The 25,839-nt window shown below is 39.8% G+C and carries 24 protein-coding genes; 11 read left to right on the forward strand and 13 right to left on the reverse strand.

The window, feature by feature from the left end:
* The first annotated feature begins 25 nt into the window (after nt 1-25).
* Both aroE and rpiA read left to right on the forward strand, forming a co-directional pair.
* On the forward strand, nt 26-1,516 hold the full coding sequence (gene aroE, locus ACKI5B_RS08830; protein ID WP_407427871.1) for a shikimate dehydrogenase: 1,491 nt from the start codon (nt 26-28) through the stop codon (nt 1,514-1,516).
* A 10-nt stretch (nt 1,517-1,526) separates the two neighbouring features.
* Nucleotides 1,527-2,246, forward strand: a complete 720-nt coding sequence (gene rpiA, locus ACKI5B_RS08835) for a ribose-5-phosphate isomerase RpiA (RefSeq protein WP_407427873.1) — start codon at nt 1,527-1,529, stop codon at nt 2,244-2,246.
* Here the strand turns inward: rpiA and ACKI5B_RS08840 are convergent, their stop codons facing one another.
* Genes ACKI5B_RS08840 through ACKI5B_RS08860 form a run of 5 tightly spaced genes read right to left on the reverse strand, consistent with a single transcriptional unit; the run spans nt 2,247 to nt 5,703 of the window.
* The gene (locus tag ACKI5B_RS08840; protein WP_407427875.1) at nt 2,247-2,726 is read right to left on the reverse strand and encodes a hypothetical protein; all 480 of its coding nucleotides are present in this window, start codon (nt 2,724-2,726) and stop codon (nt 2,247-2,249) included. It abuts the gene before it with no gap.
* 5 nt (nt 2,727-2,731) lie between these two features.
* Complete coding sequence (locus ACKI5B_RS08845; RefSeq protein WP_407427877.1) at nt 2,732-3,571, reverse strand: metal ABC transporter permease; 840 nt, start codon at nt 3,569-3,571, stop codon at nt 2,732-2,734.
* Nucleotides 3,572-4,291 carry a metal ABC transporter ATP-binding protein gene (locus ACKI5B_RS08850; RefSeq protein WP_407427879.1) on the reverse strand — a complete coding sequence of 240 codons (720 nt, stop codon included), beginning with the start codon at nt 4,289-4,291 and terminating at the stop codon, nt 3,572-3,574.
* 20 nt (nt 4,292-4,311) lie between these two features.
* Nucleotides 4,312-5,271, reverse strand: coding sequence for a metal ABC transporter substrate-binding protein (locus ACKI5B_RS08855; RefSeq protein WP_407427881.1), 960 nt, complete (start codon nt 5,269-5,271; stop codon nt 4,312-4,314).
* A gap of 33 nt (nt 5,272-5,304) precedes the next feature.
* On the reverse strand, nt 5,305-5,703 hold the full coding sequence (locus ACKI5B_RS08860; RefSeq protein WP_407427883.1) for a Fur family transcriptional regulator: 399 nt from the start codon (nt 5,701-5,703) through the stop codon (nt 5,305-5,307).
* 101 nt (nt 5,704-5,804) lie between these two features.
* Between ACKI5B_RS08860 and ACKI5B_RS08865 the strand changes: the two genes are divergently transcribed.
* Both ACKI5B_RS08865 and ACKI5B_RS08870 read left to right on the forward strand, forming a co-directional pair.
* On the forward strand, nt 5,805-9,359 hold the full coding sequence (locus ACKI5B_RS08865; RefSeq protein WP_407427885.1) for an HD domain-containing phosphohydrolase: 3,555 nt from the start codon (nt 5,805-5,807) through the stop codon (nt 9,357-9,359).
* 2 nt (nt 9,360-9,361) lie between these two features.
* On the forward strand, nt 9,362-10,558 hold the full coding sequence (locus ACKI5B_RS08870) for a BMP family ABC transporter substrate-binding protein (protein WP_407427887.1): 1,197 nt from the start codon (nt 9,362-9,364) through the stop codon (nt 10,556-10,558).
* Between the two features lie 18 nt (nt 10,559-10,576).
* Here the strand turns inward: ACKI5B_RS08870 and ACKI5B_RS08875 are convergent, their stop codons facing one another.
* The 4 genes from ACKI5B_RS08875 to ACKI5B_RS08890 all read right to left on the reverse strand — a co-directional run bounded on the left by ACKI5B_RS08875 (nt 10,577) and on the right by ACKI5B_RS08890 (nt 13,888).
* A complete protein-coding gene (locus ACKI5B_RS08875) occupies nt 10,577-11,734 on the reverse strand; it encodes an MBL fold metallo-hydrolase (protein WP_407427889.1) in 1,158 nt (385 codons plus the stop codon).
* Nucleotides 11,731-12,096 carry a metal-dependent transcriptional regulator gene (locus ACKI5B_RS08880; RefSeq protein WP_407427891.1) on the reverse strand — a complete coding sequence of 122 codons (366 nt, stop codon included), beginning with the start codon at nt 12,094-12,096 and terminating at the stop codon, nt 11,731-11,733. Before ACKI5B_RS08880 ends, ACKI5B_RS08875 begins: the two co-directional genes overlap by 4 nt.
* An 83-nt stretch (nt 12,097-12,179) precedes the next feature.
* Nucleotides 12,180-13,040: an undecaprenyl-diphosphate phosphatase gene (locus tag ACKI5B_RS08885; protein ID WP_407427893.1), complete on the reverse strand. Its 861-nt coding sequence runs from the start codon at nt 13,038-13,040 to the stop codon at nt 12,180-12,182.
* 2 nt (nt 13,041-13,042) lie between these two features.
* Nucleotides 13,043-13,888 (reverse strand): alpha/beta hydrolase, encoded by an 846-nt coding sequence (locus ACKI5B_RS08890; protein ID WP_407427895.1) that lies wholly within the window; start codon nt 13,886-13,888, stop codon nt 13,043-13,045.
* Between the two features lie 236 nt (nt 13,889-14,124).
* Here ACKI5B_RS08890 and ACKI5B_RS08895 point away from each other — a divergent pair, with 236 nt between their 5' ends.
* The 4 genes from ACKI5B_RS08895 (at nt 14,125) to ACKI5B_RS08910 (ending at nt 18,996) form a co-directional block, all read left to right on the forward strand.
* Nucleotides 14,125-14,832, forward strand: a complete 708-nt coding sequence (locus ACKI5B_RS08895) for a 5'-methylthioadenosine/adenosylhomocysteine nucleosidase (RefSeq protein WP_407427897.1) — start codon at nt 14,125-14,127, stop codon at nt 14,830-14,832.
* Between the two features lie 53 nt (nt 14,833-14,885).
* Nucleotides 14,886-15,629, forward strand: coding sequence for a WecB/TagA/CpsF family glycosyltransferase (locus ACKI5B_RS08900; RefSeq protein ID WP_407427899.1), 744 nt, complete (start codon nt 14,886-14,888; stop codon nt 15,627-15,629).
* 8 nt (nt 15,630-15,637) lie between these two features.
* Nucleotides 15,638-16,693, forward strand: a complete 1,056-nt coding sequence (locus tag ACKI5B_RS08905; protein ID WP_407427901.1) for a sigma-54-dependent transcriptional regulator — start codon at nt 15,638-15,640, stop codon at nt 16,691-16,693.
* Nucleotides 16,694-16,815: 122 nt separating this feature from the next.
* A complete protein-coding gene (locus ACKI5B_RS08910; protein WP_407427903.1) occupies nt 16,816-18,996 on the forward strand; it encodes a hypothetical protein in 2,181 nt (726 codons plus the stop codon).
* On the opposite strand, the gene ACKI5B_RS08915 is transcribed toward ACKI5B_RS08910, so the two are convergent.
* Nucleotides 18,993-19,724, reverse strand: a complete 732-nt coding sequence (locus ACKI5B_RS08915) for an RNA methyltransferase (RefSeq protein ID WP_407427905.1) — start codon at nt 19,722-19,724, stop codon at nt 18,993-18,995. The genes ACKI5B_RS08910 and ACKI5B_RS08915 overlap by 4 nt on opposite strands.
* A gap of 79 nt (nt 19,725-19,803) precedes the next feature.
* Between ACKI5B_RS08915 and ACKI5B_RS08920 the strand changes: the two genes are divergently transcribed.
* The 3 genes from ACKI5B_RS08920 (at nt 19,804) to cytX (ending at nt 22,950) form a co-directional block, all read left to right on the forward strand.
* Complete coding sequence (locus tag ACKI5B_RS08920; RefSeq protein ID WP_407427907.1) at nt 19,804-20,556, forward strand: SDR family NAD(P)-dependent oxidoreductase; 753 nt, start codon at nt 19,804-19,806, stop codon at nt 20,554-20,556.
* A 229-nt stretch (nt 20,557-20,785) separates the two neighbouring features.
* Entirely contained in the window at nt 20,786-21,631 is an 846-nt protein-coding gene (gene thiD / locus ACKI5B_RS08925; RefSeq protein WP_407427909.1) for a bifunctional hydroxymethylpyrimidine kinase/phosphomethylpyrimidine kinase, read from the forward strand.
* A 134-nt stretch (nt 21,632-21,765) separates the two neighbouring features.
* Nucleotides 21,766-22,950, forward strand: coding sequence for a putative hydroxymethylpyrimidine transporter CytX (gene cytX, locus ACKI5B_RS08930; protein WP_407427911.1), 1,185 nt, complete (start codon nt 21,766-21,768; stop codon nt 22,948-22,950).
* Here the strand turns inward: cytX and ACKI5B_RS08935 are convergent.
* From ACKI5B_RS08935 to ACKI5B_RS08945, 3 genes are read right to left on the reverse strand one after another with little or no spacing between them, the layout of a single operon-like run.
* The gene (locus ACKI5B_RS08935; protein ID WP_407427913.1) at nt 22,917-23,705 is read right to left on the reverse strand and encodes an ABC transporter ATP-binding protein; all 789 of its coding nucleotides are present in this window, start codon (nt 23,703-23,705) and stop codon (nt 22,917-22,919) included. The two genes, cytX and ACKI5B_RS08935, sit on opposite strands and share 34 nt — an antisense overlap.
* Nucleotides 23,702-24,718 (reverse strand): FecCD family ABC transporter permease, encoded by a 1,017-nt coding sequence (locus tag ACKI5B_RS08940; protein ID WP_407427915.1) that lies wholly within the window; start codon nt 24,716-24,718, stop codon nt 23,702-23,704. Before ACKI5B_RS08940 ends, ACKI5B_RS08935 begins: the two co-directional genes overlap by 4 nt.
* A 2-nt stretch (nt 24,719-24,720) precedes the next feature.
* Entirely contained in the window at nt 24,721-25,827 is a 1,107-nt protein-coding gene (locus ACKI5B_RS08945) for an ABC transporter substrate-binding protein (protein ID WP_407427917.1), read from the reverse strand.
* Between the last annotated feature and the right edge of the window lie 12 nt (nt 25,828-25,839).

Raw genomic sequence — 25,839 nt, forward strand, 5'->3', positions numbered from 1 at the left:
TTTTGCTTTTTGTTATAATTTTTTTATGGTTAAACCGCTTATCTGTCTTTGTCTTACAGGTGCTTCAATCGAAGAAGACCTTGCCCTTATAAAAAGATACCGTTCATATATTGATCTTGTAGAACTTAGAGTTGATTTTTTAGACGAAAATGACCGCCTTAATATCCGTGATTTTCCTTCACGTGCAGGTCTTCCCTGTATTCTTACAATCAGACGCACAATTGACGGAGGGCAGTATGCTGAAGGCGAAGCAGCCCGTTCCATGCTTTTTGCCAGAGCACTTGCATTTGCAGATGAAGATAAACGAAAAAATTTTGCTTACGTCGATTTTGAAGAAGATTTTCATATTCCAAGTCTTCAGGATGCAGCTTTAGCGTACGGAACAAAAATCATCCGTTCATTTCATGATATGAAAAATCCTGTAAAAAATCTTGCTGAAAAATTAAGGGCAATGCGTTCTTCACGTTTTGAAATCCCGAAAATTGCTTTTATGCCAAAAAGCCTTGCAGATGTTACGGATATGTACAGGGCAATGCAGCATTTTGAAGGTTCGGATCAGATTATAGTTGCCATGGGGTCAATCGGACTTCCAACACGAATTCTTGCAGAAAAATTTCATTCATATCTTACATATACTTCTCCTGCTGATCTGGAATTAAGTCTTTCTGATATAGGACATACAGACCCGAAAACACTTGAAGAAATTTATCACTTTCATGACATCAATGGCTCAACAAAAATTTTTGGAATTACCGGTTACCCATTAAAATATACATCAAGCCCAAAAATGCATAATACTCTGTTCAAAGAGGAAAAAATCAATTCAGTTTATATTCCATTTAAATCTGAAACAGCTTCTGATGCTGCTGAATTTGCAAGAGAATTAGGAATAAAGGGCTTTTCTGTTACGATTCCTCACAAAGAAGAAATAATAAAGTATTTGTCAGAAGTTGATGAAAAAGTTAAGGAAATCGGGGCCTGCAACACTGTTATAAATAAAAACGGTGTCTGGACCGGATATAATACTGACTGTACCGGCTTTTCAAAGGCTCTTCTTGAATTTACCGGTTTAAAAAATCTGAAACACAAAAAAGTTGCCATTATTGGAGCAGGCGGTGCTGCAAAAGCTGTTGCGTATGCTGTAAAGGAACTTGGCGGAAAAGCCTGTATTTTTAATCGCACGGTAACAAAAGCCCGTTCTCTTGCTGATAAATTTGGTTTTGCATATGCAACCCTTGGCTATGAAACAACAGAGCTTCTTAAAAAATACTCTGAAATCATAATTCAGACTACATCAAAGGGAATGGGCTCTACTGAATCTTCCAGTGAAGCAAACGATCCGCTCTGGTATTATGATTTTACAGGAAATGAAATGGTTTATGATATTGTTTATGAACCGGCTGTAACACCGATTATGGAACGGGCAGAAAAAGCAGGCTGCAAAGTACATAACGGTTATACAATGCTGAAATATCAGGGAGAAGAACAGTTCAGACTTTTCAAGTCAGTAAAATAAGGAAAAAGGTATGGCACTTTCACAAAATGAACAGAAAATTCTGGCTGCAAAAACGGCAGTAGATACCCTTATTGAACAGGGAAAAATTTTTTCTGGGATGAAGATTGGACTTGGGACAGGCAGTACGGCTCTTCCGGCTGTAAAACGCCTCTCAGAAAGAATTCAGGACGGCACTCTGCGCGATATAAAAGCAGTTGTAACAAGTTTTCAGACAGAAAATTACTGTAAAGATTTAGGAATTCCTGTATTTACACTCAATGACCGTGAAATAAATGCGGAACTCGATCTTGCAATTGACGGTGCAGACGAAATTGATCCGGAAAACAATCTGATTAAAGGCGGCGGTGCTGCACATCTTCTTGAAAAAATCGTTGAATATAATTCAAAAGAACTTGCAATCGTTGCAGATGAATCAAAATCAGTTGCTCATATGGGAACAAAATTTCCTCTCCCGGTAGAAATCATCGGCGGAGCAAGAAGAGCTGTCGAAAAAAAACTTAATGAACTTGGAGCAAAATGTGTTCTGCGTGAAGGAGTGCGTAAATGCGGTCCTGTAATTACTGATAACGGAAATCAGATTCTTGACTGTACCTGGGAAAATCCTGTAAACCCTGTCGAAATGGAAGAAAAGATTTCAAAAATCGTCGGCGTCGTTGAAGTAGGCTTTTTTACAAAAAACAAGCCGACGGCTTTTATCGCACATTCTGACGGAAGTGTAGAAATCAGATAATTACATTTCAACAGATTCTGCTTTCACATAATTATATGTAATATCATCAGGAAGAATTGCAGTGACATAAGCACCTGTCACTGTAATTTCTTTTCCTTCTTCCGGTTCAACACCGTTAAAATCATAATGAAATTCAATACCCTGTTTACAGCAGGCAAGTGCATCAGAAATAATAACTGCGTAAGTTTTTCCGCCTGTTGCCGGAGATTTTTCATAAACTGTAAAAGTTCCTTTCATTTTAATAACTTTGCCGTTGTAAAGCTCCGGATCAATCATCATGTTAAAAACTTCAGCGTATACCATGTTTGCGTTCATTGAAGAAAGGTCGTAGTCAATTTTTGCACCGTCTGAACTTTGTGCTGATTTGGCAGATACAGCTTCATTTTGAATCAACGCAGCTTCTTCTGAAACATTAATCTGTTTTTCTTTACAGGAAATGAAAGCTGAAATCACCAGAAACAATGTAAAAATCTTTTTCATAAATGTTAGCTCCTTATTTTTCCTGTAATATAGCAGACAATAAATGCAAGTAAATCTGCGGCTACAATTGTTGAACCGACCGGCGTTCCTGCAGGAACTGAAACTAAAAGTCCTGCAAGTGCACAGCTGACACTGATTATTACAGAACAGATTGTAACAGATTTAAAGCTTTTGAAAACCCGCATGCTTGCAAGAGCCGGAAAAATTACCAGGGCGGAAATTAAGAGAGAGCCGACAAGATTCATTGCAAGCACGATAATAACGGCAATAATTATTGCAATAACAAGATTATAAGCACCGGCATGGGTTCCTACAGCCTGAGCAAATGATTCATCAAAAGTTACGGCAAAAATTTTATTGTAAAACACAATAAAAGCTGCAATTACTACAAGAGAAAGTGAAACACAAAGCCAGACTTCTGCAGAAGTGAGTGTAAGAATTGAATACGAGCCGAAAAGTGTTGTACAGACATCTCCTGAAAGGTTGTTGGATGGTTTAAAAATATTTAAAAGCAGGTAACCCAAAGCAAGAGAAGCTACAGAAATCATGGCAACAGCTGCATCTCCCTGAATTTTTGTGTTTTTACCTGTTCTTAAAAGCAGAATTGCCGCAATTACGGTGACAGGAAGTACCAGATACATGTTGTTTGTAAGGTTTAAGACTGCTGCAACTGCCATTGCTCCAAAAGCCACATGACTTAACCCGTCACCGATAAAGCTGAACCTTTTAAGAACGAGCGTAACGCCAAGCAGGGAAGAGCAGAGCGAAACTAAAATACCTGCAATAAAAGCCCGCTGAACAAAAGGAAAATTGAGGTGAAAGGTGCTGATAATTTCCTGTAACATTTAAATTCTCCTTCCTATGATTTTTTGAATCTGTCCGTTGCAGTCAGGGCAGGTAGTTTTGTGAATAAACTGTTCTTTTGTGCCGAAGAAAATACTTTCGCCGATGTGAAGAACATGAGTTGCATAATTTAAGGCGGCTTCTACATCATGGCTTATCATAATAATTGTGATTCCTTCTTTATGAAGGCTTTCTATTAAATCATACATTTCCTGCTGCGCGGCCGGATCCAGAGCACTTACCGGCTCATCAAGAAAAAGCATTTTCTGGGTCGCACATAAAGCACGGGCTAAAAGAACACGCTGCTGCTGACCTCCGGAAAGTTCGCGGTAGCATTTTTTTGCTAAATCAGTAATTCCCATTTTTGCCATGGAACGGGCCGCTAAAAGCCGTTCGCTTTTAATGTAAAAAGGCCGTTTTCCGCATCTGGACTGGCATCCGGAAAGAACTATTTCACGTACACTGGCCGGAAAATCTTTTTGAATCATTGTCTGCTGCGGAAGATAACCGATTTCATCTGCCATTAAGCCGTCTCCGGTGTAAATCCGGCCTTCAATCGGCTTTACCAGATGAAGGATTGTTTTCATTAAGGTGGTTTTTCCGCTGCCGTTTTCACCTAGAATACAAAGATAATCACCTGCATTCACGCTGAAAGAGAGATTTCTGATGATGATTTTTGAATCATAACCAAGGGTTAGATTTTCACAGGTAAGTTGTGCCATATAAATTCCAGTTTATATTTTTATTTAAGTGCTTCTAAATTTACGCGCATGATATCGTAATAATTTGCGCCCTTGTTTGCCTGTTTTAATGTTGTAGACTGCATTGAATCTAAGACAACAGTTTTACAGTCTTTCTGATGCGAGCTTGAAATTACTGTGCGGGCAATTTTTTTGTCAGAACTTTCTGTAACAAAAACAGTATTAACATTAAGTTCATCTGCTTTACCTGCTAAAAAAGCGATTGTTTCAAAACTTGCTTCTGTTTCTGCAGAACAACCGTTGAAAGCAGCATAGTATTTAATTCCAAATTCATCGGTCAGGTAGCGGAACGGGAACCGGTCACAGACAATTATTGTTTTGTCTGCAAAAGCCGATGAATACTCGCTTTTCAGTGCAGATAATCCCTGAATATAAGATACAAGGTTTGCCATATAGATTTGGGAATTGGCCTCATCTTTTTCCATAAGTGCACGGGCAATTTCATTAGAAGAAGCGATTGCATTATTTAAAGAAAGCCATACATGCTCGTCGTATTCATGGTCATGTTCTTCGCTTTCCTGTATTTCTTCACTTTCCTGCATTCCTTCGACTGTTTCTTCTTCTTTAAGAAAGCCTTTTAAAACATCCATAAGATTGATAACAATCATATTTTCATTTTTTGAATTTTTAAGTGCATCGCTTACCCATTCGTCAGATTCTCCGCCGACATAAATAAAAATGTCTGATGTGGAAATTTTTACTATATCAGATGCAGACGGCTGATAAGAGTGCATGTCAACACCGTCTTTTAAAAGGAGATCTACTTTGACAGAATCATTTCCGGCACTCAGATTTTTTGCCCAGTCATAAAGAGGAAAAATTGTAGCAAGTACATTGACTTTTGCTGATTTTCCATTTTCTGAATTTACTGCCTTTTCACGGCATGCGGTAAGTCCAGAAAAAAGACAGACTGCCATTAAAATAGTAAGAATTTTTTTCATAAAATAAGCTCCTTAATTTTTTTTTAGAATGAATTACTCATTTCGGGATGTACATTGTCTGCAGGTACCGTAAAGCGTTGTTTCGCTTTTACTGATTTCAAAACCGTCGGCTTCTTCAACATCTTTAACAAGCTTTTCAGTCTGAACGCTTTCCAGATGAAAAATTTTACCGCATTTTGTACATGAAAGGTGAATATGGTTTTTACATTCAGAATTGTCGAAAAACTGATAAAATGATTCATTTGTACCGTTTTTTTTGACACGCTTGATTTTCTGCTCGTTTTCAAGTTCTGCCAGATTTCTGTAAACAGAGCTTTTACTGATGTTTTTATCGGACAAAGACAGGGCGATTTCTTTTGCCGAAAAAGTTTTGTCGGGATTTTCTGAGAGAAAATTAAGCAGTATTGAACGTTGTTCTGTGTTGTATGTCATATGATTTGCGAATGATTCTCAAATTAAAACAGAATTATAAATATTATTCAAGTGAATTTTTTCTTTATTATTAAAAATGCTGTGTTATAATGAAAATAATTATGTTTTTAAAAGTAGGAAAAGATTTAAAAGTTGCTTTATTTGTAATATTCTGCATTTTACTAAACCTTACAGGTAAGTTTTTTGCTTCGTATTTCCAGCTTCCTTTTTGGTTAGATTCATTCGGGACTGTAATTTCTGCATATTCACTAGGACCTTTCTGCGGGGCAGTAATAGGGCTTACAATGAATGTTCTTTACAGTTCAAATAATCCAATATCTTATGCATACAGCTTGACAAGTATTTCAATTGCTTTAATTGTCGGAATATGTGGCCGTAAAAAATATTTTAATAGTTTTTATGGGACTGCATGTGCAACATTTCTTGTCACGTTTTTTTCAGTGATTATTTCTGTTACAGTCAGCTGGGTTTATGCAAAGGGAATGACAGGAAATCTCTGGGGAGACGGTGTAATCCGTTTTCTTGAAGAGCAGGGGTTTCCAATCTTTTTAAGTTCCATTGCAGGGCAGTTTTATATTGATTTTCTTGATAAAACCATAACACTTTTATTTCTGTATCTGACAATAAAAATCTGGCGTAAACGAAATAAAATTGAGAGACAGACCAAAATTAACATTAAAAAGATTTCGAAAAAGATTCATTTTACTCCGGTTCTTGTACTCTTTTTGATTTTTACAGCTAATCAAAATGCAGATTCAGAAAATTCATACCACGGCTTTAATTCTTATGTTCAGACAATTTATTCAAGCAGTACAGGACTTCCCTGTGGTGAAGCAAATGATATTGTTCAAACCAGCGACGGCATTTTATGGATTGGAACTTACGCAGGCCTTTACCGGTACAATGGCAGTGAATTCAAATGGATGAACGAATATGAAAAGGTCAGAAGCGTTAACTGTCTTTATGCTGATGAAGAAGGCCGGCTTTGGATTGGAACGAACGACAACGGACTTTCAATCTGCATTAACGAAAAAATCGTAAACACGCTGGATAGTGATGAAGGCCTTATATCAAATTCTGTCCGGGCTATTGTAAAGGGCAGCGACGGTTATTATTACATCGGAACAAGCACAGGCATTCTGGTTCTTGAATTAAACAGCGGACTTAGAGTCTGCAATATCATAAAGGATCCGGGCTACATAGTCAGTCTTTCTGCTGATTCCACAGGTTTTGTTTCCGCAGTTTCTTCAAGAGGAGAACTTTTTATTCTCAATGAAACTGAAGTCCGTTATTCACAAAAATTAAACGCCGCTAAAGAAATATATACGGCATGTGCTTTTGATGAAGACGGATATTTATATGCAGGAACTTCATCTAACAGGATTTTTAAATATGAAATTACTGAAGAAGAAGCCGGTTTAATAAATACTTTTGAATGTGATTCACTGCACACCCTCAATAAAATTTATTTTGAAGGGGAACGAATTTTTGTCTGTGCTGACAATGGAATCGGTTATCTGGATAAAAATCAGGAATTTACAAAAATAAATACCGGAAGTTTTAATAATTCAATCGATAACATGACAATCGATTATCAGGGAAATTACTGGTTTACATCTTCAAGACAGGGACTTTTAAGGCTTTCTGCATCTTCTTTTGTAAATCTTTACAGTTCTTTAGGAATCAAAGAAAGTGTTGTAAATTCTGTACAGGAATGGAACGGAGTTTTATACGCCGGAACCGATAAAGGCCTGGATGCCATAAAAGATAACAGACAGATTAAAAACAGGTTTACAGCTTTATTTTCAGACACTAATTCCATCCGAATCAGGTGTTTAAAAAAAGATTCAAAAAATAATCTCTGGGTTTGTACCTACGGAAACGGTCTTTTTTGTCTGAATGAAAACGGCACAAGTGCGGTATATAATTCTTCCCTTGGAATTGGAAACCGGATAAGAGTCTGTATTGAAATGCAGGACGGCACGATTGCCGCATCAAGTAATCTCGGTATTTCTTTTATAAAAGACGGTAAAGTCATTAACACGGTAACCCGGAACGACGGTCTTACAAATTCAATGATACTTTCGCTCCTTGAAGCAAAAAACGGCACAATTCTGGCAGGAAGTGACGGGGACGGCCTTGTTGTAATTCGTAAAGGAAAGGTAGAACAGATACTCGGGCTTAAAGACGGACTTACTTCCGGTGTAATATTACGGACAGTTCCTGAACCAAACGGGAAAGGCTATTTTATTGTGACCAGTAACAGCCTGTGTTATATGAATACAGAATTTAAAATCTATCCGCTGAAAAATTTCCCTTATTTTAATAATTATGATATCTGGACAAATAAGAACGGCAGGCTGTTTGTGCTTGGCAGTGCCGGAATCTATGTGGTTGAAACGGAATCGCTTTTGACAGGAAAAGGAATCCTTCAATATGACCTGCTGGATTCAAAAAGCGGCTTAAATTCGGCATTAACGGCAAATGCATGGAATTACTGTGACGAATTTGAAAATCTGTATCTGTCATGCGGAACTGGTGTATATGTTGTAAATATGAACGATTATATTTCCGGCAAGCGTTCTTACCGGATGATGGTTTCTTCAGTACGGATTGATTCCGTAAAATTTCCGATTGAACGGAGCGAACCTCTCATGGTTAACCGGAATACTTCTAAAATAGAATTTTTCCCGGAAGTTGTAAATTATACTGTACTTGATCCGCTTGTAAGTTACTGGCTTGAAGGATTTGATGCAAAAGAAATTATTATTCCTCAAAGTGCACTGACCAGCGTAACTTATACAAACCTGCCTTCGGGAAATTATAAATTTCATCTTGCAGTTCTTGATAAAGACCAGAATGTTATCGAAAAAAACACTTATGAAATCATAAAAGAGAAAGATATAAACGATACTCAGTATTTTAAATTTTATCTGCTTTTAGTTATGGCAATTTTTGTTGCATGGGTAACATGGTTTTTTGTAAGAAGACAGGTAAAAACACGCCTGGACATTCAGAAAAAAGAACTCGAATTTGCAAAAGAACAGGTAAGAATGGGTAACGAAACAATTCTTGCTATTGCAAAAACAGTTGATGCCAAGGACGAAAACACAAGCCAGCATTCAATGCGGGTTTCAGAATATTCTGTCATGATTGCAAAAGAGCTTGGTTTTAATGATGATGAATGTGAAAATCTAAGAAAAGCAGCCCTTCTTCATGATATCGGAAAAATCGGTATTCCTGACCGCATTTTAAATAAGCCCGGCCGTCTGGATGATTCAGAATATGCCGTAATGAAAACTCATGTTGTCCGTGGTGCAGAAATTTTAAAAGATTTCACAATGATTGAGCATGTAAGCGATGGTGCCCGTTATCATCATGAAAGATGGGACGGCACCGGTTATGCACAGGGGTTAAAAGGCGAAGAAATTCCTCTCTATGCACGAATAATCGGAATGGCAGACGCTTTTGATGCCATGACGGCAAACCGTGTTTACAGAAAGCAGCTTGATTTTGATTTTGTTCTTGAGGAAATAAAAAGATGCAGCGGTTCACAGTTTGATCCAAAAATTGCCGGAATAATGCTTGCCCTTATCGAAAACAAAAAAATAGATATAGATTCTCTTTATAAAAATTTTAAAAAGTCAGGAGAGTAAAAATGAACAGAAATATATTAATTACACTCATAACTTCTTTTTGCTTTCTTTTGATATTTACACTTACAAGGAATTTTGTAACACCCGGTATTGATCAGGCAGGTCCTTTAAAAATCGGTTTTGCTTACGACGGTGATGAAAGCATTCCCTATACGAACAATTTTATGCGGGTTCAGAATACTCTGCGGGAACAGTTCGGTGATAAAATCGAAATTATCGTCCGGAGCAATATTCCTGTAGATCAGGTAGATGAAGTTCTGGAAGAACTTGTAAATTTAAAATGCTCAATTATTTTTACATCAAGTTATTCACAGGCGATAATAACAAAAGAAATTGCCCAGAAATATCCGGAAGTTCAGTTTTGCCAGGCTTGTGGAGATAATGCTTTAGAGGAGCCGGTTTTAAAGAATTATCACACATTTATGGGTGAAATTTATCAGGGACGGTATATTTCTGGAATTGCGGCAGGATTAAAATTAAAAGAACTGATTGAAAAGAAAATTATTACAGAAGACGAAGCGGTCCTTGGATATGTCGGAGCGTACCCATATTCAGAAATTATTTCTGGTTATACAGCTTTTCTGCTTGGAGCGCGTTCAATAGTTCCAGGTGCAACAATGAAAGTTATGTATACATATACATGGGGAAGTTTTTCTGAAGAAAAAAAATGTGCTGAGCATCTGATTGATGAAGGCTGTGTAATAATCTCGCAGCATTCTGATACAACCGGTACCGCTGTTGCCTGTGAAAAGAATTTTAACAGAAATGTGTTTCACATCGGATGTAATCAAAGTATGCTGAGTATTGCACCTATGACTTCTTTAATCAGTACCAGAATTAACTGGAGTCCGTATGTAACAGGGGCTGTAAAGGCTGTTCTTGAGAAAAAGAAGATTGAATCTGTTGTAAAAGGTCATGTTCACGGCACAGATATATCCGGCGGTTTAGATTCAGGCTGGGTTCAGATTCTTGAAATTAATCCTATAAGTGCAGCTGAAGGCACGGTAGAGGCTATAAATGAAGCAGTTCAGTCCTTAAAAAAAGGAAATGTAAACGTCTTTAAAGGCGATTATATCGGCGTAAATCCTTTTGATGAAGAAGATACTTACAGTCTCAAAAAAGGCTTTAAAGAAAATGCAGACCTGTCTTATCCAGCCTTCTGTTATGTACTGAAAGATGTTATCACAATCGAAGAATGAAACTCGACAGTTTTTCAATTATCTTAGAAGTGAAACTGTATCGCGCCTCCACCAGCGTTCTGTATAAAGGACTGGCGTTTTAAGGTTTGCTGTCTGTGAAATGTACGGCGTTATTACAGTGATTCCTTCTTTTTCGGCAGCAAGCAGAAATCTTTCGACAGAATCATCCCAGCCGTGGCGGGAAAGAATAATTGCCCCCCAGTGAATCGGCATGGCGAGTTTTGCCCCCAAAATCTTTGCGGCTTCTACAGACTGTTCCGGAAATGAATGAACGAGCGGCCACTGAACATCGTACTGACCGCATTCCATCATTGCAAAATCAAAGTCCCCGTATTTTTCGTGGATTTTCTGCCAGTGTGAATTCCAGCCGGAATCTCCGCTTTCAAAAATCCGATGATATTCGTCTTTAAAAACCCAGCTTGCCCAGAGAGTTGACATATTGTCCGTTAAATGCCGGCCGGAAAAATGCTGTGCTGGAGTACAGCCTATTGTAAGACCTTCGTATTCAGTTTCTTCCCACCATGCCATATTTGTGATTTTTTCGGATTTGACTTTCCAGCGCTTAAGGTGATTTTCGACACCGAGCGGGACAATGTAATGTTTTACTTTTTTGTCTATTTCACAGATAACATCATAATCCAGATGATCGTAATGGTCGTGTGAAAGAAGAAGTATGTCTATTTCAGGCAGTTCTGAAATTTTAAATCCCGGATGAGAAAAACGTCTGCTTCCAATCCAGAAAACCGGTGAAATTACTTCAGAAAATACAGGGTCGATTAAAATTCTTAAACCGTGCATTTCAAGTAAAAGCGAAGAATGGCCGAACCAGGTGACTTTAACTTCATCTAAAGCAGGCTTTTCCTGCGGAGTGGTAATAAAATCCGGCTGCTTTACAGGAAATTCAAAATCAGGCCGGCTGGGGTTATTTGAAAAAGTGAACGGATCCGGTTCAGGATTTTTGCTCATCGACATGACAGAAAAATCCTGTTCGTTGTGAAATTTTTTACCGTCAAAATTGGATGCGCGTTCGGCGTAGTTTTTACGGTCTGCCTTGCTTGCCTTACCGCCGAAAGGTTTCCAGGTTTTAAGAAAAACAAAAGCAAAGAGAGTAACAACGGCAATAATGCCTGCAATAACAATGCCGGTTATTGCCAGAATGCGGAGGAATTTTTTCATTTGTTAGAATCTACCCATTTTTGAATACCGGCTACTACATCAGCATCAATCTGATGCTCTACACGGCAGGCATTTTCTTCACACTGATCTTCTGGAAGACCTGTGATTTTCTGTAAAAATACAGTAAGCAGTTTATGACGGTTGTAGACATCTTCTGCCTTTGCCTTGCCTTTTTCGGTTAATTTGAGCATATTTCCCATGCCGAATTCGACAAAACCGTCTTTTTCGAGCAGACTCATTGCCCTGCTTACACTAGGTCTGGAAACAGCAAGTTTATTTGCAACATCAACTGAACGGCAGAATCCGTTTTCTAACTGTAAACGTAATATCGCTTCAAGGTAATCTTCACCACTCTCGTACATATTTATCCTCTGATTTTAATTTCTTTTACCGTAAAATTATATTAGATGAAATCAAATTTATCAAATGTAATTAGTGATTTGAATTAAAAGAAAACCAATCCGAGAATTCCGAGCGGAATCAAATAAAGCGCAAACCATTCAAGTTTTCCACGGCGAATCAGTTTCATTAAGAATGCAAGAGAAAGATATCCCCATGCAAAAGCTGCAAAACATCCGCATAAAACCGGAAGAAAACCTATCTGACTTCCGACTTCGCCCAAATCTTTTGCTTCAAGAATAAATGCTCCCAGAATTGCCGGAATTGAAACAATGAATGAAAACTCACCGGCAGCCTCTCTGTTTACACCGCAAAAAAGGGCGCCTGCAATTGTTGAGCCTGAGCGGCTTACTCCGGGCAAAGTGCCGATTCCCTGCATAAAGCCGATAAAAAGGGACTGGCGGATTGAAATTCCCTGTGATTTTTCAGAATCCACTGAAACTGAGTTTTTCTGTCTTTTTTCCCAGACTGATGAGAAAATTAAAAGAAAAGCCGTAAAAATAAATCCTGCACAGGTAACTTTTAAAGGTAAATCCGGAATCATTTTGCCTGTAAACACACCGATTGTACCGGTTACAAGAGTTGCAAAAATTACGGCAAGAATTGTTTTTCTTCCCAGAGACTCATTTCCTGTAAGAAGGTCGGTTTCTGAGCTGTCAGAGCTGTTCTGGACAGGCTTTCTTAAAATCCAGCGGAATAAAACTGCAAACAGCCGGCCGATTTTTTTTCTGAAATAAAGAACTACAGCTGCAAGAGTTGCAAGATGAAGCATTACGTCAAAAAGAAGCGGAACTTCTTCTAAACCGAATAATTTCTGTGCAACGGCAAGGTGACCGCTTGAAGAAACCGGCAGAAATTCTGCGATTCCCTGTAAAACTCCAAGAATTATTGATTGAAAAACTGACATTTTTATACTCCTTCAAACCAGTTTTTAAAAAGTTCGGGCCATAGTGAACATTCATATTCTGCATTTGTACCGTCTGGATTTGCTGTTTCTTTTGTTGCCAGAGCCAGTGCGTGCTTTCCGCGGTTAAACAGATGGTATTCACATTCAATTTTATTTTCGTATAAAGCATCGGCAAGTAAAAGCGTGTTTTTTGCAGGAACAGCTTCGTCGGCCAGTGTGTGCCATATAAATGCCGGAGGAAAATCAGAAGTGATATTTTTTTCGATTGAAATAACATCACGCATTGTTTTCTGATTAAGTGATTTACAGATTTCAGCTGCTTTGTCTTCTGAAATCGAGCCGATTACATTCTGAATTGAGCCTTCATGGCAGTATTTTTTATCTGCTGTAACAACAGGATAACAGAGACAGAGATAGTCCGGGCGAATCTGCTCACTTTTTAAACCAGTATATTTTTGAAGAAACTGAGAATTCCAGAAACAGCCGAGACTTGCTGCTAAATGACCGCCTGCCGAAAAACCGCATAGAATAATTTTGTCTGAATCGACATTCCAATCATCTGCTTTTAACCTGATTTGTGCAACAGCTGCTGCTAAATCACAAAGTGCGTCCGGAAATTTCATGGGAGCAAGGCTGTAGTGAAGAACTGCTGAATGAAACCCCAGGGAATTCATTTTGACGGCAACAGCTTCCTGTTCACGCTGACCAAAATGAGAATAGCCGCCGCCCGGAATTACAAGTACAAGGGGACGCTTTCTTTCTGCGCTGAATTTCGGATAATTATCAAGAATGTAGGTTGTGAGGGAAATATCTTTGTTTTTCTTGAGTTTGAGAGTTTCGTGAATCATTGAAATAGTTTATACTTTGTTTAAAAAAGAAAAAACCCCGCTTAAAGGAGGAGAAACGGCGGGGTTTATTAAGTGTTGCGATATCTGACAGATACCGCTTTTTTCTTGCTGCTGATTGTATATTAGAGTTTTTGGAGATTTTTTACAAGTAGTTTTTATGAAAATTATTGAAAAATTTGCGTTTTTTTACGAAAATAACAGAAAATTATGCAGATTTTCGCAAGGAGTAACATAAAATGAAAAAAATTGGTATTATTGGAGCTATGGAAGTAGAAGTAAACTTCCTTCGCAGTCTCATGGGCAGTGAAATCAAAAAGACTGAAGCCGGTTCAATTACTTTTGAAGAAGGTAAAATCCATGGGGCAGATGTGGTTCTTTCCCGTTCAGGCGTCGGAAAAGTAAATGCAGCTCTTTGCGCACAGCGGCTTATCCTTCAGTTCGGCTGTACAAATATCATTAACACAGGAATTGCCGGTGCTATGGCTCACGGACTTGGGGTTATGGATTTTGTTGTTTCAACAGACGGCGTTTATCATGATATGGATGCAACCGGTTTTGGTTATAAAAAAGGTCAGGTTCCGCAAATGAATGTTTTTGCTTTTGAAGCAGACAAAAATATGATTGCTGCTGCAAAAAAAGCTTTTGAATCATCAGAACTTGCTCACGGGCACAAAATGATTGAAGGCAGAATTGCAACAGGCGATCAGTTCATCAGTGAGAAGAATATTAAATCACAGATTGCAGAAAATTTTGAACCTGCCTGCGTTGAAATGGAAGGTGCGGCAATTGCTCATGCCTGCTATTTGAATAAAGTTCCTTTTGTAATTCTGCGCTGTATGAGTGATATGGCAGATGATTTAAGTTCAAACGGCTATGATTTTAACGAACCGGTTGCTGCAGAACTGAGTGCCCGCGTTGTTGAAAAGATGATTGAGCTGATATAGAAATACTTGCTGAATAATGTTAAAATAAAACGAAAGTGGGAGTTCTTTTTGAAATGAACAGAATCGAATTGCTCGGCGTTCCTGTTGATGTCTGCCGGCCTGAAAATCTCGAAGAAGAAATCATGAAAATTCTCGAAAAGCCGGGTACAAAACAGATTGTATTCCTTACAATCTGGGATTTGCTTAAAGCACGCAACAAAAAGAAGGACTTCGGAGAATGTCTTAAGAACGCCGATTTAATTCTTCCTGTTTCAAAAAGCATTTTAAAAGGAGCAAAATTCTTAAAACTTGATGTTCCAGTCCGCTATAATCCTTTTGATGCAGTAATTCAGATTTTAAATACGCTTGAACATCATTATAAATCACTTTATCTGCTTGGAGCACGTAAAAAGACACTTCAAAAAGCAGAGCATAATGTTCACGACACTTTTAAAAATCTTCGTATCGTAGGCAGATATGTCGGATATTTTCCAAAAAGTGCCGAAGAAAATGTAGTTCAGGCGATTTATAAGGCTTCTCCTTCGCTTGTCATTGTAAGTGAAGGCATCAAAGAAAAAAATCTCTGGGCATATCACAGAAAAGATAAATTTTCTTCAAGCATGTTTTTATACTACAACGACTGTATAGGAATTTTTGCAGGAAGAATCCGGCGGGTAAGCGCAAAAACTTTTAATGCAGGAAAAGAAATCTGGAGTGAAGTCGGACACAGCCCGGTTAAAGTTTTCCTGATTTTTCCGTTTATCTGGTACAAAATACTTCTGCTTTTTACAAGGTTATTCAGGAGAACAAAAAAATAGGGAGTTGAATGACGGAGTTTATCACGCTTTTTTCAGACAGTGCCGAAGACATCTCTTTTGCCCGTGCGAAAGATGATTTTATCGTTCTTTATGCATCTGATTTGTCCATGCTTTCTAAAGCTTTATCAAGATTTGGAAAGCATAACGTTTTTATAAAAAAATCCTGTCTTTCCGGGGAAATACAAGCCTTTCTTAATAAAAATTCCTGCCGGTATAAAGAATTTCAGTCCACTGATGAGTTAAAAAAAGAACTTTCCCCGTTGTTTTCTTCCTTTCCGGAATCAGAGTCAGTTGAATCAGAACCTTTGCCGTCTTTTTGTGAGCTAAGCCCGGCATTTTCAAGTCTTGCCGGCTCCTCTGTGGCTATGCAGAAACTGCGCCGTAATATTTTAAAAATAGCCGCATTAGACATTTCTGTTCTGATTTTAGGTGAAACCGGCACTGGAAAAACAACTGTAGCCCGTGCAATCCATGAACTTTCCGGAAGACGCAGCAAACCTTTTAAAAGTGAAGTTCTGTCAAATTCAAATGAATCGGTCATAGAAGCAAGGCTTTTTGGTGTAAAGAAGGGGGCTTTTACAGGTGCAGTTGAAGCCGAAGGAATTTTTGAAGAAGGCGATGGAGGAACTGTTTTTCTTGATGAAATCGGAGAAATTACACCGAACATTCAGACGAAACTGCTTCAGGTTTTAAGCGAGGAAGTTGTGAGCAGAGTAGGATCGAATGAGCAGATTCCGGTTGATAACCGTATGATTTTTGCTACAAATGCAAGCCTTGAACAGAAAATAAAAAAAGGTGAATTCAGGGAAGATTTGTTTTACAGAATCAATGATTTTACTATGAAAATCCCGCCATTACGGGAACGGCTGGAGGATATTCCGCAGATTGCAGAAGCCTTTTTTAAGCGTGAAAAAATCAATAAAAAGCTTTCTCATTCAGCAGTCTGTGCATTGCAGACAAATATCTGGAAAGGCAATGTCCGTGAACTGGAAAAATGTCTGAAACGCTCGGCGTTGATTTTCTGTGAAGGAAATATCATCGAAGCAAGGCATATTCAGTTTTAAGAAAAATGTCGAGTTGATGAAACTTGAAGTTTCTTCCTGCAGACTGTCTTAGATTTACTTGAAAATCGGGGTTGGGTATGCCATAATTAAAGAATATATAACAAAATCGCGGAGTTGTGTTTATGAAACATATTTCCTTTTTATTACGAAAAATTGCATTTGCTTTTGCCTCTGCATTGATTTTTATTTTCTTTTCATGTGCTGCCTTTGATTCTGATAAAACCACAAGCCTTACACTTTCTTTTAACGGCTCTCAGTTCTTTTCTTCTGACCGCTCTGCTTCCCGTGAAGCTGTTACTTCAGACTATAATCTTGTAATTTCTCTTTCAGGGGACTCTACAGAAACCAAAGTGATTTCCGGTTTGAATAAATCAGGCTCATATTCTATTACTTTTGATAATGTAAAAGTCGGAAACACTTATTATGTAAGAACTGACCTTTATAATACAGATGCATATCTTTACGCAGACGACAGCCGGACTTATACGCATATTTTTACAGGAACTTCCAGCCCGCTCACTGTAAAATCAGGTAAAAATACCGTTTCCCTTAAAATGAAGGACATGAGTAAGGGTGACAGTAAATGGTCATACCGCGTGATTTCAGAAATTTCTCAAGAAGGAAACAGTGTCTATTATTTTTATGCATATTCAAATGGAAAGTATCAGGTCCTCCGCTGTGATAAATCAGAAGAAGAGCCGATTACCCTGACAAATTATCTCCTTTCTGAAGGAACCTGGCGCGGCGATGAAAACACAAATACACTTTATTTAACAGAATGCAGTTATTACAACTCTGGCAGTGAAAAATCCGCCTTTGTGAGCTTTCCGGAAGAAAAATCATATAAGCTTGTTGAATCTGGTGACGGATATTCATTTACCTTCACTGGTGCAAACGGTTTTTCAAAAGAATTTACGGGTGCTTCTCTTACGGGAGATGAGGGCGAAGAGCCAGGCTGGTCTGTGATTTATGATTATTCTTCACTAAAAACAGCATATCTCCGGCTTTTCTACATGACTGAAAGCGGGCAGCTAGTCCGGTTCTCTGATTCACTGGCAAATTACCAGTTTGAAGGCGAATATGTTAGTGTCGACGAAGCAAGAGAAGAACTGACTGGTACGGCGAAAAATTATATAGATTCAACCTGTGCTGATTTACTTGGAAATTACTTTGCTCTCAATGACGGCGACCCCACTGTTACCACAAGCGGAAAAAGCATCTACTTTGACTATTATTATCATCAGGATTGGATGTTCAGCGATACATATTTTATTGGAACTGGTAAAGACAGTTCAAATAATAGTGTAACAGGTTATTTCTTTTTAAAATTTGAAGCAGATTCTGAAACTCATGCATATGAAATTCTTTATTCTGAAACTGTTAATCCTTCAGAATACGCAAGCTTTACCGCATTACAGGAAGCATTAGAAGCAGACACAAATGCAAAAACCTTCTCCAGTGGAACTTACCGCCTCACATCTGCACAATATGACGGGGTAATGATTGAAACCACTTATATGCAGACGCTGGGTGGAGAACCAATTACAGAAGGAAGTTATGAAAATGAAATCAGTGTTGATGAAAACGACAGCTTCAGCTTTACAAGCACAGGCGGTATTACCGTTGATTTTGAAGTTTATGATGAAGACAGTGCTGTTTCTGAATCTGCTGAAATAACTGAAACTACAGTAACTGCAATTAATTACACATTTGAGTTCTATTATGCTGACAGCAAAGACGGTGAATACACTTTACAAAGCAACAGAACTGTTACCGGCGCTGCTGCTGCCAGTGAAGCAGAAGAAATTACAGGCAGGGATTTAAGTGATTATCTTAAAAATTGGCTTCTTGCAATGTCTGAAGGGTATGAAGAGAATTCTTCTAAAAGTACCAGCAGCCAGGAACAAAGCGGAACAACACTCGTTTATACCCATAAAGAGTATTATTACAAAGCTTTTTCTTCATACCTGCTGAATGCCGCATCTGAAAGTAGTTATAATTTCTTCGTTTATGGAGATGATTCTGGAGTGTATAAAACTGTACCTTATTTCGTTACAGATTCTGAAGGGCTTGTTGTTTCTTATGGAAGCTGTGACCTGAATTATAGTGCCACAAATCCAGATAACTTGGAAACTATCAGTATTTTTGAGTATAATTATCTTGATGTTGATTCAGAAACATACAAATCTGTAGAGGATTCTACTAAATATACAGATATATCTGTAACCAGTGGTACTACTTTTACCTTCAGTGGAAGCGGTAACACCACAATAAACGGCAAATCGTTTACAATCAGCAGTTAATTTTTCAATTTCCCTGAAAGTCCTGCCGCTTTGTCAAAGATTTTTTCGATGTAAGCGGCTTCACTTTCACTAATGGCGGCTCGTGAAAGCACGTCTGTCCAGAATTTTTCCATGTCAGTTCTTCCGGTTACTTTAAAAAAGCCGATTTTTTGCAGACTGTCGGCAATTCCGGTGACGGTTTTTCCAAGCCTTTCAAGCGAGACAGGAACCGAGCCGCGCGAGATTTTTTTGCTTTCGCACTGGCTTTTTCTATACAAGTGATATGCGATAATCTGAACAGCATGCGAAAGATTGAGCGAGCCGAATTCCGCGCTTGAAGGAATCGTAACGCCCATCGTGCACTCATCCAATTCTTCTTCTTCAAGACCCGTGCGCTCGTTTCCAAAAACGACGGCTATTTTTCCGTTCTGAGTAATGTCTGAGGCTGTTTCTGCAAATTCTTCAGGTAAAAGCAGCTTTCCCCGCTTTTTTCCGCGGCGCCGGGTCGTTCCTGCACAAAGCACACAGTCTTTTGCTGCTTCTGTAATTGAATCAAAAAACTGTGCGTTTTCCCAGATTGATGCGGCGTGTATTGCAAGAATCCGTACCCGCTCTTCATTAAAATCAGTTTTTTTACCGATAATACGAAGGGTTTTTAAAGAATTGTTTGCCATTGCACGGCACACAGCGCCTACATTCCGGCTTTCTTCCGGGCGGGAAAGAATTATCACGACATTTGAAAGGTTCATGGACTAAGTGTAATGAAAAAAAAAGCATTTGTCATTCTGAACTTGTTAGAGAATCTTTTTCTGATTAAAATTATTTAGTATGACAGAAAAAATCTTTTGCGGTAAAAAAGCTCTTGTTGCCGGCGGCTCAGGCGGAATCGGGCGGGAAGTTTCATGCTTACTTGCAGAAGCCGGTGCAGACCTTGTGATTCACGGCTCAAAGCAAAGCGAAAAAGCAGATTTACTTTTAAGTGAAATCGAGCAGAAAACCGGGAAAAGACCGCTTTTTTTTGAACAGAATCTTTTTGACTTTTCATTTTCTGCACTTGCTTCTTCGCCTTTACTTGAACAGGCAGAAAAATGTGATATTCTCTGTGTCTGTTTCGGGCCTTTTGTACAGAAGCCGCTTCATGAAACAAATCTTTCTGACTGGGAAAGAGCTGCACTTTTTGATTATGCACTTCCGGGGCTTCTTGTTTCTGCCGCACTTCCAGATATGATGAAAAAGAAGTTCGGAAGAATTCTGCTTTTCGGAGGAACAGGTACAGAACACCGCAGAGAATTTTCTACAAATGCAGCCTATGCGGGGGCAAAATCAGGATTAAATGTGCTTGTTTCTTCCGTTGCTGCAGAATATGCAAAATACAACATTACCTGTAATGCAATTCTTCCGGGCTTTGTTGAAACGGAATATCTTTCAGATTCAGTAAAAGCTGATTTAAAAAGGAAAATGCCGGAGAAAAGGCTTATTTCTGCTGCATCAATTGCAAAAACAGCGCTTTTTTTAATGTCAAACCCTGATTTTAACGGTGCTTTAGTCCGTCAGGATTCAGGCTGGAGTGCTAAAGGTTAATCGGGTTGAAAAAATATTTGTAAATCACTATTCTTTTTTAAGACAAACCGGGAGCTGGATAAATCCGGCTGAGAGGAAATGTGTGACATTTCGACCGCAGCTGATCTGGATAATGCCAGCGTAGTAAATTAATCGAGCTTTTATTAAGCCATGTTTGCTATTTTTAAGGCAGACATGGCTTTTTTTATTTTTACCGGGGGCACCACGGTTACTTAAGGAGGCATCACAAATGGGTGTGATGAAAACTGCTTTAACAATCGCAGGAAGTGATTCCTGCGGAGGCGCCGGAATTCAGGCGGACATCAAAACGATGACGATGAACGGAGTTTATGCAATGAGCGTCGTTACCGCATTGACCGCACAGAATACTACCGGCGTTTTTGGTATTCAGGAAGTTTTACCGGAATTTCTTGAAAAACAGATTGAAACGGTCGTTACGGATATTTTTCCGGATGCTGTTAAGACGGGCATGGTATCTTCCAGTGAGCTGATTAAAACCATTGCCGGCTGCATCAGAAAATATTCCCTTAAAAATGTAGTCGTTGATCCTGTAATGGTAGCTACAAGCGGGGCAAGGTTAATCAGTGAGGAAGCAATAGAAACGCTTAAAAAGGAACTTCTTCCGCTTGCCTGTGTAATTACGCCGAATATTCCTGAAGCCGAAGTTCTGCTTGAAGAAAATTCAAATCTTTCTCAGCTTGATTCAAAATCCCTTAGAATTACCAGTGAATTTGAAATGGAAGAAGCAGCCAGAAAAATTCATGAAAAATTCGGTTGTGCAGTTCTTGTAAAAGGCGGTCACAATGTAAATGATGCAAGTGACTTTTTTTACGGAAAAGATGGAAAGGGCCGGCCAATAGCAAAATGGTTCTGTGGCAGGCGGATTCAAAACCCGAATACACACGGAACAGGCTGTACCCTTTCAAGTGCGATTGCTGCAAATCTTGCAAAAGGTGAAAGCCTCGAAAAAGCAGTAGAAAATGCAAAAGAATACATTTCAGGCGCGCTTGAAGCAATGCTGGATTTAGGCAAAGGAAGCGGCCCACTCATGCACAACTACAAAATCAATTCCTGAAATCCATGCTCCCATCGGGAACGCGCCAAAAAACTCGCAGTGAGCAAAGCTCAGGCGAGTTTTTGTCACAACCCCGATTCCGCATGATTTTCAACACTTACTTTCAAAAACATAAGAAAAAGGAAAAATCTATCATGGAAAATAAACAGACCTCTGTATTTAACAACGCTTTAATCTGGTTCGGTGCAGGAGTTTCAATCGCCGAAATTATTACCGGAACATATTTTGCACCTCTTGGATTTGCAAAGGGAACGGCAGCAATTCTCCTTGGACATTTAATCGGCTGCTCGCTGCTTTTTTTTGCCGGCTATATCGGCGGCGTTTCCAGAAAAAGTGCGATGGAAACTACAAAATTCAGCTTCGGTGACATCGGAAGCAGATTTTTTGCGCTTTTAAATGTTCTTCAGCTTGTCGGCTGGACAGGAATTATGATTTACGACGGCTCTCTTGCTGTAAACGAAATCTTTTCTTTTGGAAAATGGGTGTGGTGTTTAGTAATCGGCGCGCTAATCATTATCTGGATTGTAATCGGAATCACAAATCTTGGAAAAATTAATGTTTTTACGATGAGTTTACTTTTTATTCTTACGCTCGTTCTCTGTAAAATTATTTTCTTTGGCGAAAAGGGAGAAGCTTCAGTTTTTGAAGAAGCAATGAGTTTTGGCTCTGCTGTGGAACTTGCGGTTGCAATGCCGCTTTCATGGCTTCCGCTCATTTCTGATTATACAAAAGAAGCTGAAAAACCGTTCCGTGCTACCCTTGCAAGTTCAGTGATTTACGGTGCCGTTTCGTGCTGGATGTACATTATTGGAATGGGAGCTGCAATTTTCACCGGCGAAAGCGACATCGCTGCAATTGCAGTAAAATCCGGACTTGGAATCGCAGGTCTTATCATCATCATTCTTTCAACAGTTACAACAACCTTTCTTGATGCTTTCAGTGCAGGAATTTCTGCAAAAACAGTATTTGAAAAACTCGACGGAAAAATCACGGCAATCGCTGTCGCTTCTTTGGGAACAGCGGGCGCAATTCTCTTCAACATGGACAACATCACCGACTTTTTGTATTACATCGGCTCGGTATTTGCCCCGGTGATTGCGATTTTGATTGCGGATTTCTTCGTCATCAAGCGCGATTCTTCAGGAAAGAAAATCGACATCGCCAAAATTATTATCTGGATTCTAGGCTTTGTGCTTTACCGCATACTGATGAGCGTGGACTTTATTCTCGGCTGTACAGTTCTTGATATGGTTTTGACATTCATTTTCACGCTCATCTGGGGATGTTACACTACATACAGAGGTTCGACGCTCCGGTAGTGGCGGTTCTGGAAGTCAAACTCATTGATGTGAACCTGTACGCTGAACGTTTTCTTCATGTTTTCTTCGTTGATTACGTCACAGCCCCGTCCGTAGAAATACGTCCGGTCATCTTTGTTCAGAATCAATGCCTTGTCGGCGATTTTCATTGCGTGTGCCGGAAAATGCGTGTTCACGATTGCTGAAATGTGTTTTTCTTCCGAGAGACGCTTTATGACATTGAGGATGACAAGCTGATTCTTAAAATCAAGGTTTGACTCCGGTTCATCAAGAACGAGCATCTGCGGATTTACGGTGAGCGCGCGGGCGATAAGCACCATCTGCAATTCGCCTCCGCTCATCTGCGTGCAGAGTTTGTCTTTGAGGTACAAAACACCGACATCTTCCATCGCCTGAAGAGCGCGTTCTTCATCTTCTTTTGACGGCTGGCTGAACATTCCAAGGTGCGCGCTCCGACCCATCGTCACCATGTCGAGTGCGGTGAACGAAAAGGCTGAATTCTTCGCCTGAGGAACGTAAGCGATTTTCTTCCAGAATTCCTTGTTCGCAATTTCTGAAATCGGAGTTCCGTCAATAAAGGTTCCGCCCGACGTCCATTTATTCAGACCCATCATGCATTTGAGCAGTGTCGTCTTTCCGACGCCGTTTGAGCCGAGAACGCACAGGATTTCTCCGTCTTCCACGGAAAACGATACGCCGTCGATGATTTTTTTCTTTCCGTAAGCAAAAACGCCGTTCCTTACTTCAAATTTCATGACCAGACACCTCCTGTCTTTTTAAGCAGAATGATGAAAACCGGCGCTCCGATTACGGCCGTGATTATCGAGACCGGAATTTCAGCGGAAGACGCGCTTCGTGCGAACGTGTCTATCACGACCATAAAAATTGCACCGAGAGAAACGCTCAGCGGAATAACCGTATTGTTGTTGCTTCCCAAAAGCATCCGGCAGATGTGCGGAATGAGAAGACCGATCCAGCCGACCGAACCGCACATTGAAACGCAGGACGCAGTAATCAGCGAAGAAGCGAGAATTATCAGCAGTCGGATGAGCTGAAGATTTATTCCCATTGACTTTGCTTCGTCTTCGTTGAGCGAGAGAATGTTTATCCTCCAGCGGATGAAATACAGAAAAATCATGCCGGAGACGATGAACGGAAGACCGAGCACAAGATTTTTGTAGTTTGCGCTTGCCATGCTTCCCATGAGCCAGTAAGTGATTGAAGGAAGCTGGTCTTCAGGATCTGCAAGGTACTTTACGAGCGAAACCATTGCCTGCACCAGCGACGAAACGACAATTCCCGAAAGAACAATCATAATCACCGACTGCTTTCCCCGTACCTGTCCCATCTTGTAGGTGATGAAACATGCCGCAAGACCGAACGCGAGTGCCGAAAACTGAATGACAATCAGATTTGCGTGAAAGAGCATCGCAAAGACAGCTCCGAACGACGCTCCGCTTGCAACACCCAGAGTGTCAGGCGTCGCAAGAGGATTTGAAAACAATCCCTGAAATGCCGCACCCGAGCATGCAAGCCCCGCGCCTATAAAGACCGCGAGAATTATGCGCGGAAGCCGGACTTTAAAAATGACCGTCTGAGCCATCACGTCGCCGTCCGCGCCCGAAATCAAATCTCCGAAGGCTTTCAGGATTTGAAGCGGGCTTAAGGTATAGCGTCCGATTCCGAGACAGATGAGGGCTGTAACCGGCACAATGATAAAGCTGAAAAGAATAAACGATATCTGTAGTTTTTTATTCGTTATGAACATTGTTATTTTCCGGAAGCAGCGCGTGAAGGATGGTAGATGTCGTTCAGATTTTCATCCGTAAGCTCTACGCCGTAGAATTTCTTGAAGTAAGATTTGATTTCCGCATCCATGTCGATGTCGCTGAACACATCCGGGTACAGTGTTTTTGCAAGCCACTGCAGGCAGAGAGGTGTGTCTGAACTTGGCGGGAACCAGCGGTACATTCCGAGCGGGAATTTATGCACGTTCTTTTCACGGACGGCTTTTACAACCGACCAGTCTGTTCCGGAAATCGAGTTATTGTAAAAATCTTCAGGAAGACGCGGGCTGAAATTCGTTACAAAGATTGCGTCCGGATTCCATGTGTACACTTGCTCCATGCTGATGGCATTCGGGCCGGTCAAATCCTTTGCAACGTTGATTCCTCCAGCCGCATTTATCCAGTAGTCACCGTAAAAATTCACGCCGGATGTCTGCATCTGAGTGTCGTCGTACATGTAGAGCATCAGAACAGATTTTTTGTCTTTTTCATCGATTCTTGCAACGCGTTCTGAAACCTTTTTTTCGACTTCCTGTCCGTATTTTATGATAGCTTCGGCACGACCGGTATCTCCGAAAATTTCTCCGAATTTTTCAATCCATTTTGAATATGTTTCGATTGTGCTTGATGTCGGTGATATTGATGTAGAAAAAGCAAAGCTTGTTATTCCTGCATTCATCAAAAGTTCTTCAAGTGCTTTGTCTGACGCAAGATAGAATACTACATCCGGCTTGAGTTTTAAAAGCTCTTCTGCATTTACAGAGCCGTTTCTGACAAAATCTGTCGGAATATTGACGACGTCAGGATAAACTGTTTTCAGATACGAATTCTGAGCTGCTGCCATTGAACTTGGGTGCATTCCTACGAGCTTATCGGTTCCGCCCATGAACAGACAGTAAATAGACGGAAGCGGCATCGGTGAAATCATGACGACCCGTTCAATATTTACCGGAAGCACAACATCGCGCCCGTTATGATCTACGACAACATGAGTCTCTTTTTTTGTATTTGCTGCTGATTCGGTTTTTGTACATGATAAAACCAAAGCTGCAGTCATAATGCATGCAAGCAGTGTAAGTGATTTTTTCATTTTTATTTCCTT

The organism is Treponema sp., assembly GCF_045657965.1.
Lineage (GTDB): Bacteria > Spirochaetota > Spirochaetia > Treponematales > Treponemataceae > Treponema_D.

Bases quoted from the DNA above. Each gene is read 5' to 3' on its own strand.
- aroE (WP_407427871.1), top strand. From the start codon at position 26: ATGGTTAAACCGCTTATCTGTCTTTGTCTTACAGGTGCTTCAATCGAA.
- rpiA (WP_407427873.1), top strand. From the start codon at position 1,527: ATGGCACTTTCACAAAATGAACAGAAAATTCTGGCTGCAAAAACGGCA.
- ACKI5B_RS08840 (WP_407427875.1), bottom strand. From the start codon at position 2,726: ATGAAAAAGATTTTTACATTGTTTCTGGTGATTTCAGCTTTCATTTCC.
- ACKI5B_RS08845 (WP_407427877.1), bottom strand. From the start codon at position 3,571: ATGTTACAGGAAATTATCAGCACCTTTCACCTCAATTTTCCTTTTGTT.
- ACKI5B_RS08850 (WP_407427879.1), bottom strand. From the start codon at position 4,291: ATGGCACAACTTACCTGTGAAAATCTAACCCTTGGTTATGATTCAAAA.
- ACKI5B_RS08855 (WP_407427881.1), bottom strand. From the start codon at position 5,271: ATGAAAAAAATTCTTACTATTTTAATGGCAGTCTGTCTTTTTTCTGGA.
- ACKI5B_RS08860 (WP_407427883.1), bottom strand. From the start codon at position 5,703: ATGACATACAACACAGAACAACGTTCAATACTGCTTAATTTTCTCTCA.
- ACKI5B_RS08865 (WP_407427885.1), top strand. From the start codon at position 5,805: ATGTTTTTAAAAGTAGGAAAAGATTTAAAAGTTGCTTTATTTGTAATA.
- ACKI5B_RS08870 (WP_407427887.1), top strand. From the start codon at position 9,362: ATGAACAGAAATATATTAATTACACTCATAACTTCTTTTTGCTTTCTT.
- ACKI5B_RS08875 (WP_407427889.1), bottom strand. From the start codon at position 11,734: ATGAAAAAATTCCTCCGCATTCTGGCAATAACCGGCATTGTTATTGCA.
- ACKI5B_RS08880 (WP_407427891.1), bottom strand. From the start codon at position 12,096: ATGTACGAGAGTGGTGAAGATTACCTTGAAGCGATATTACGTTTACAG.
- ACKI5B_RS08885 (WP_407427893.1), bottom strand. From the start codon at position 13,040: ATGTCAGTTTTTCAATCAATAATTCTTGGAGTTTTACAGGGAATCGCA.
- ACKI5B_RS08890 (WP_407427895.1), bottom strand. From the start codon at position 13,888: ATGATTCACGAAACTCTCAAACTCAAGAAAAACAAAGATATTTCCCTC.
- ACKI5B_RS08895 (WP_407427897.1), top strand. From the start codon at position 14,125: ATGAAAAAAATTGGTATTATTGGAGCTATGGAAGTAGAAGTAAACTTC.
- ACKI5B_RS08900 (WP_407427899.1), top strand. From the start codon at position 14,886: ATGAACAGAATCGAATTGCTCGGCGTTCCTGTTGATGTCTGCCGGCCT.
- ACKI5B_RS08905 (WP_407427901.1), top strand. From the start codon at position 15,638: ATGACGGAGTTTATCACGCTTTTTTCAGACAGTGCCGAAGACATCTCT.
- ACKI5B_RS08910 (WP_407427903.1), top strand. From the start codon at position 16,816: ATGAAACATATTTCCTTTTTATTACGAAAAATTGCATTTGCTTTTGCC.
- ACKI5B_RS08915 (WP_407427905.1), bottom strand. From the start codon at position 19,724: ATGAACCTTTCAAATGTCGTGATAATTCTTTCCCGCCCGGAAGAAAGC.
- ACKI5B_RS08920 (WP_407427907.1), top strand. From the start codon at position 19,804: ATGACAGAAAAAATCTTTTGCGGTAAAAAAGCTCTTGTTGCCGGCGGC.
- thiD (WP_407427909.1), top strand. From the start codon at position 20,786: ATGGGTGTGATGAAAACTGCTTTAACAATCGCAGGAAGTGATTCCTGC.
- cytX (WP_407427911.1), top strand. From the start codon at position 21,766: ATGGAAAATAAACAGACCTCTGTATTTAACAACGCTTTAATCTGGTTC.
- ACKI5B_RS08935 (WP_407427913.1), bottom strand. From the start codon at position 23,705: ATGAAATTTGAAGTAAGGAACGGCGTTTTTGCTTACGGAAAGAAAAAA.
- ACKI5B_RS08940 (WP_407427915.1), bottom strand. From the start codon at position 24,718: ATGTTCATAACGAATAAAAAACTACAGATATCGTTTATTCTTTTCAGC.
- ACKI5B_RS08945 (WP_407427917.1), bottom strand. From the start codon at position 25,827: ATGAAAAAATCACTTACACTGCTTGCATGCATTATGACTGCAGCTTTG.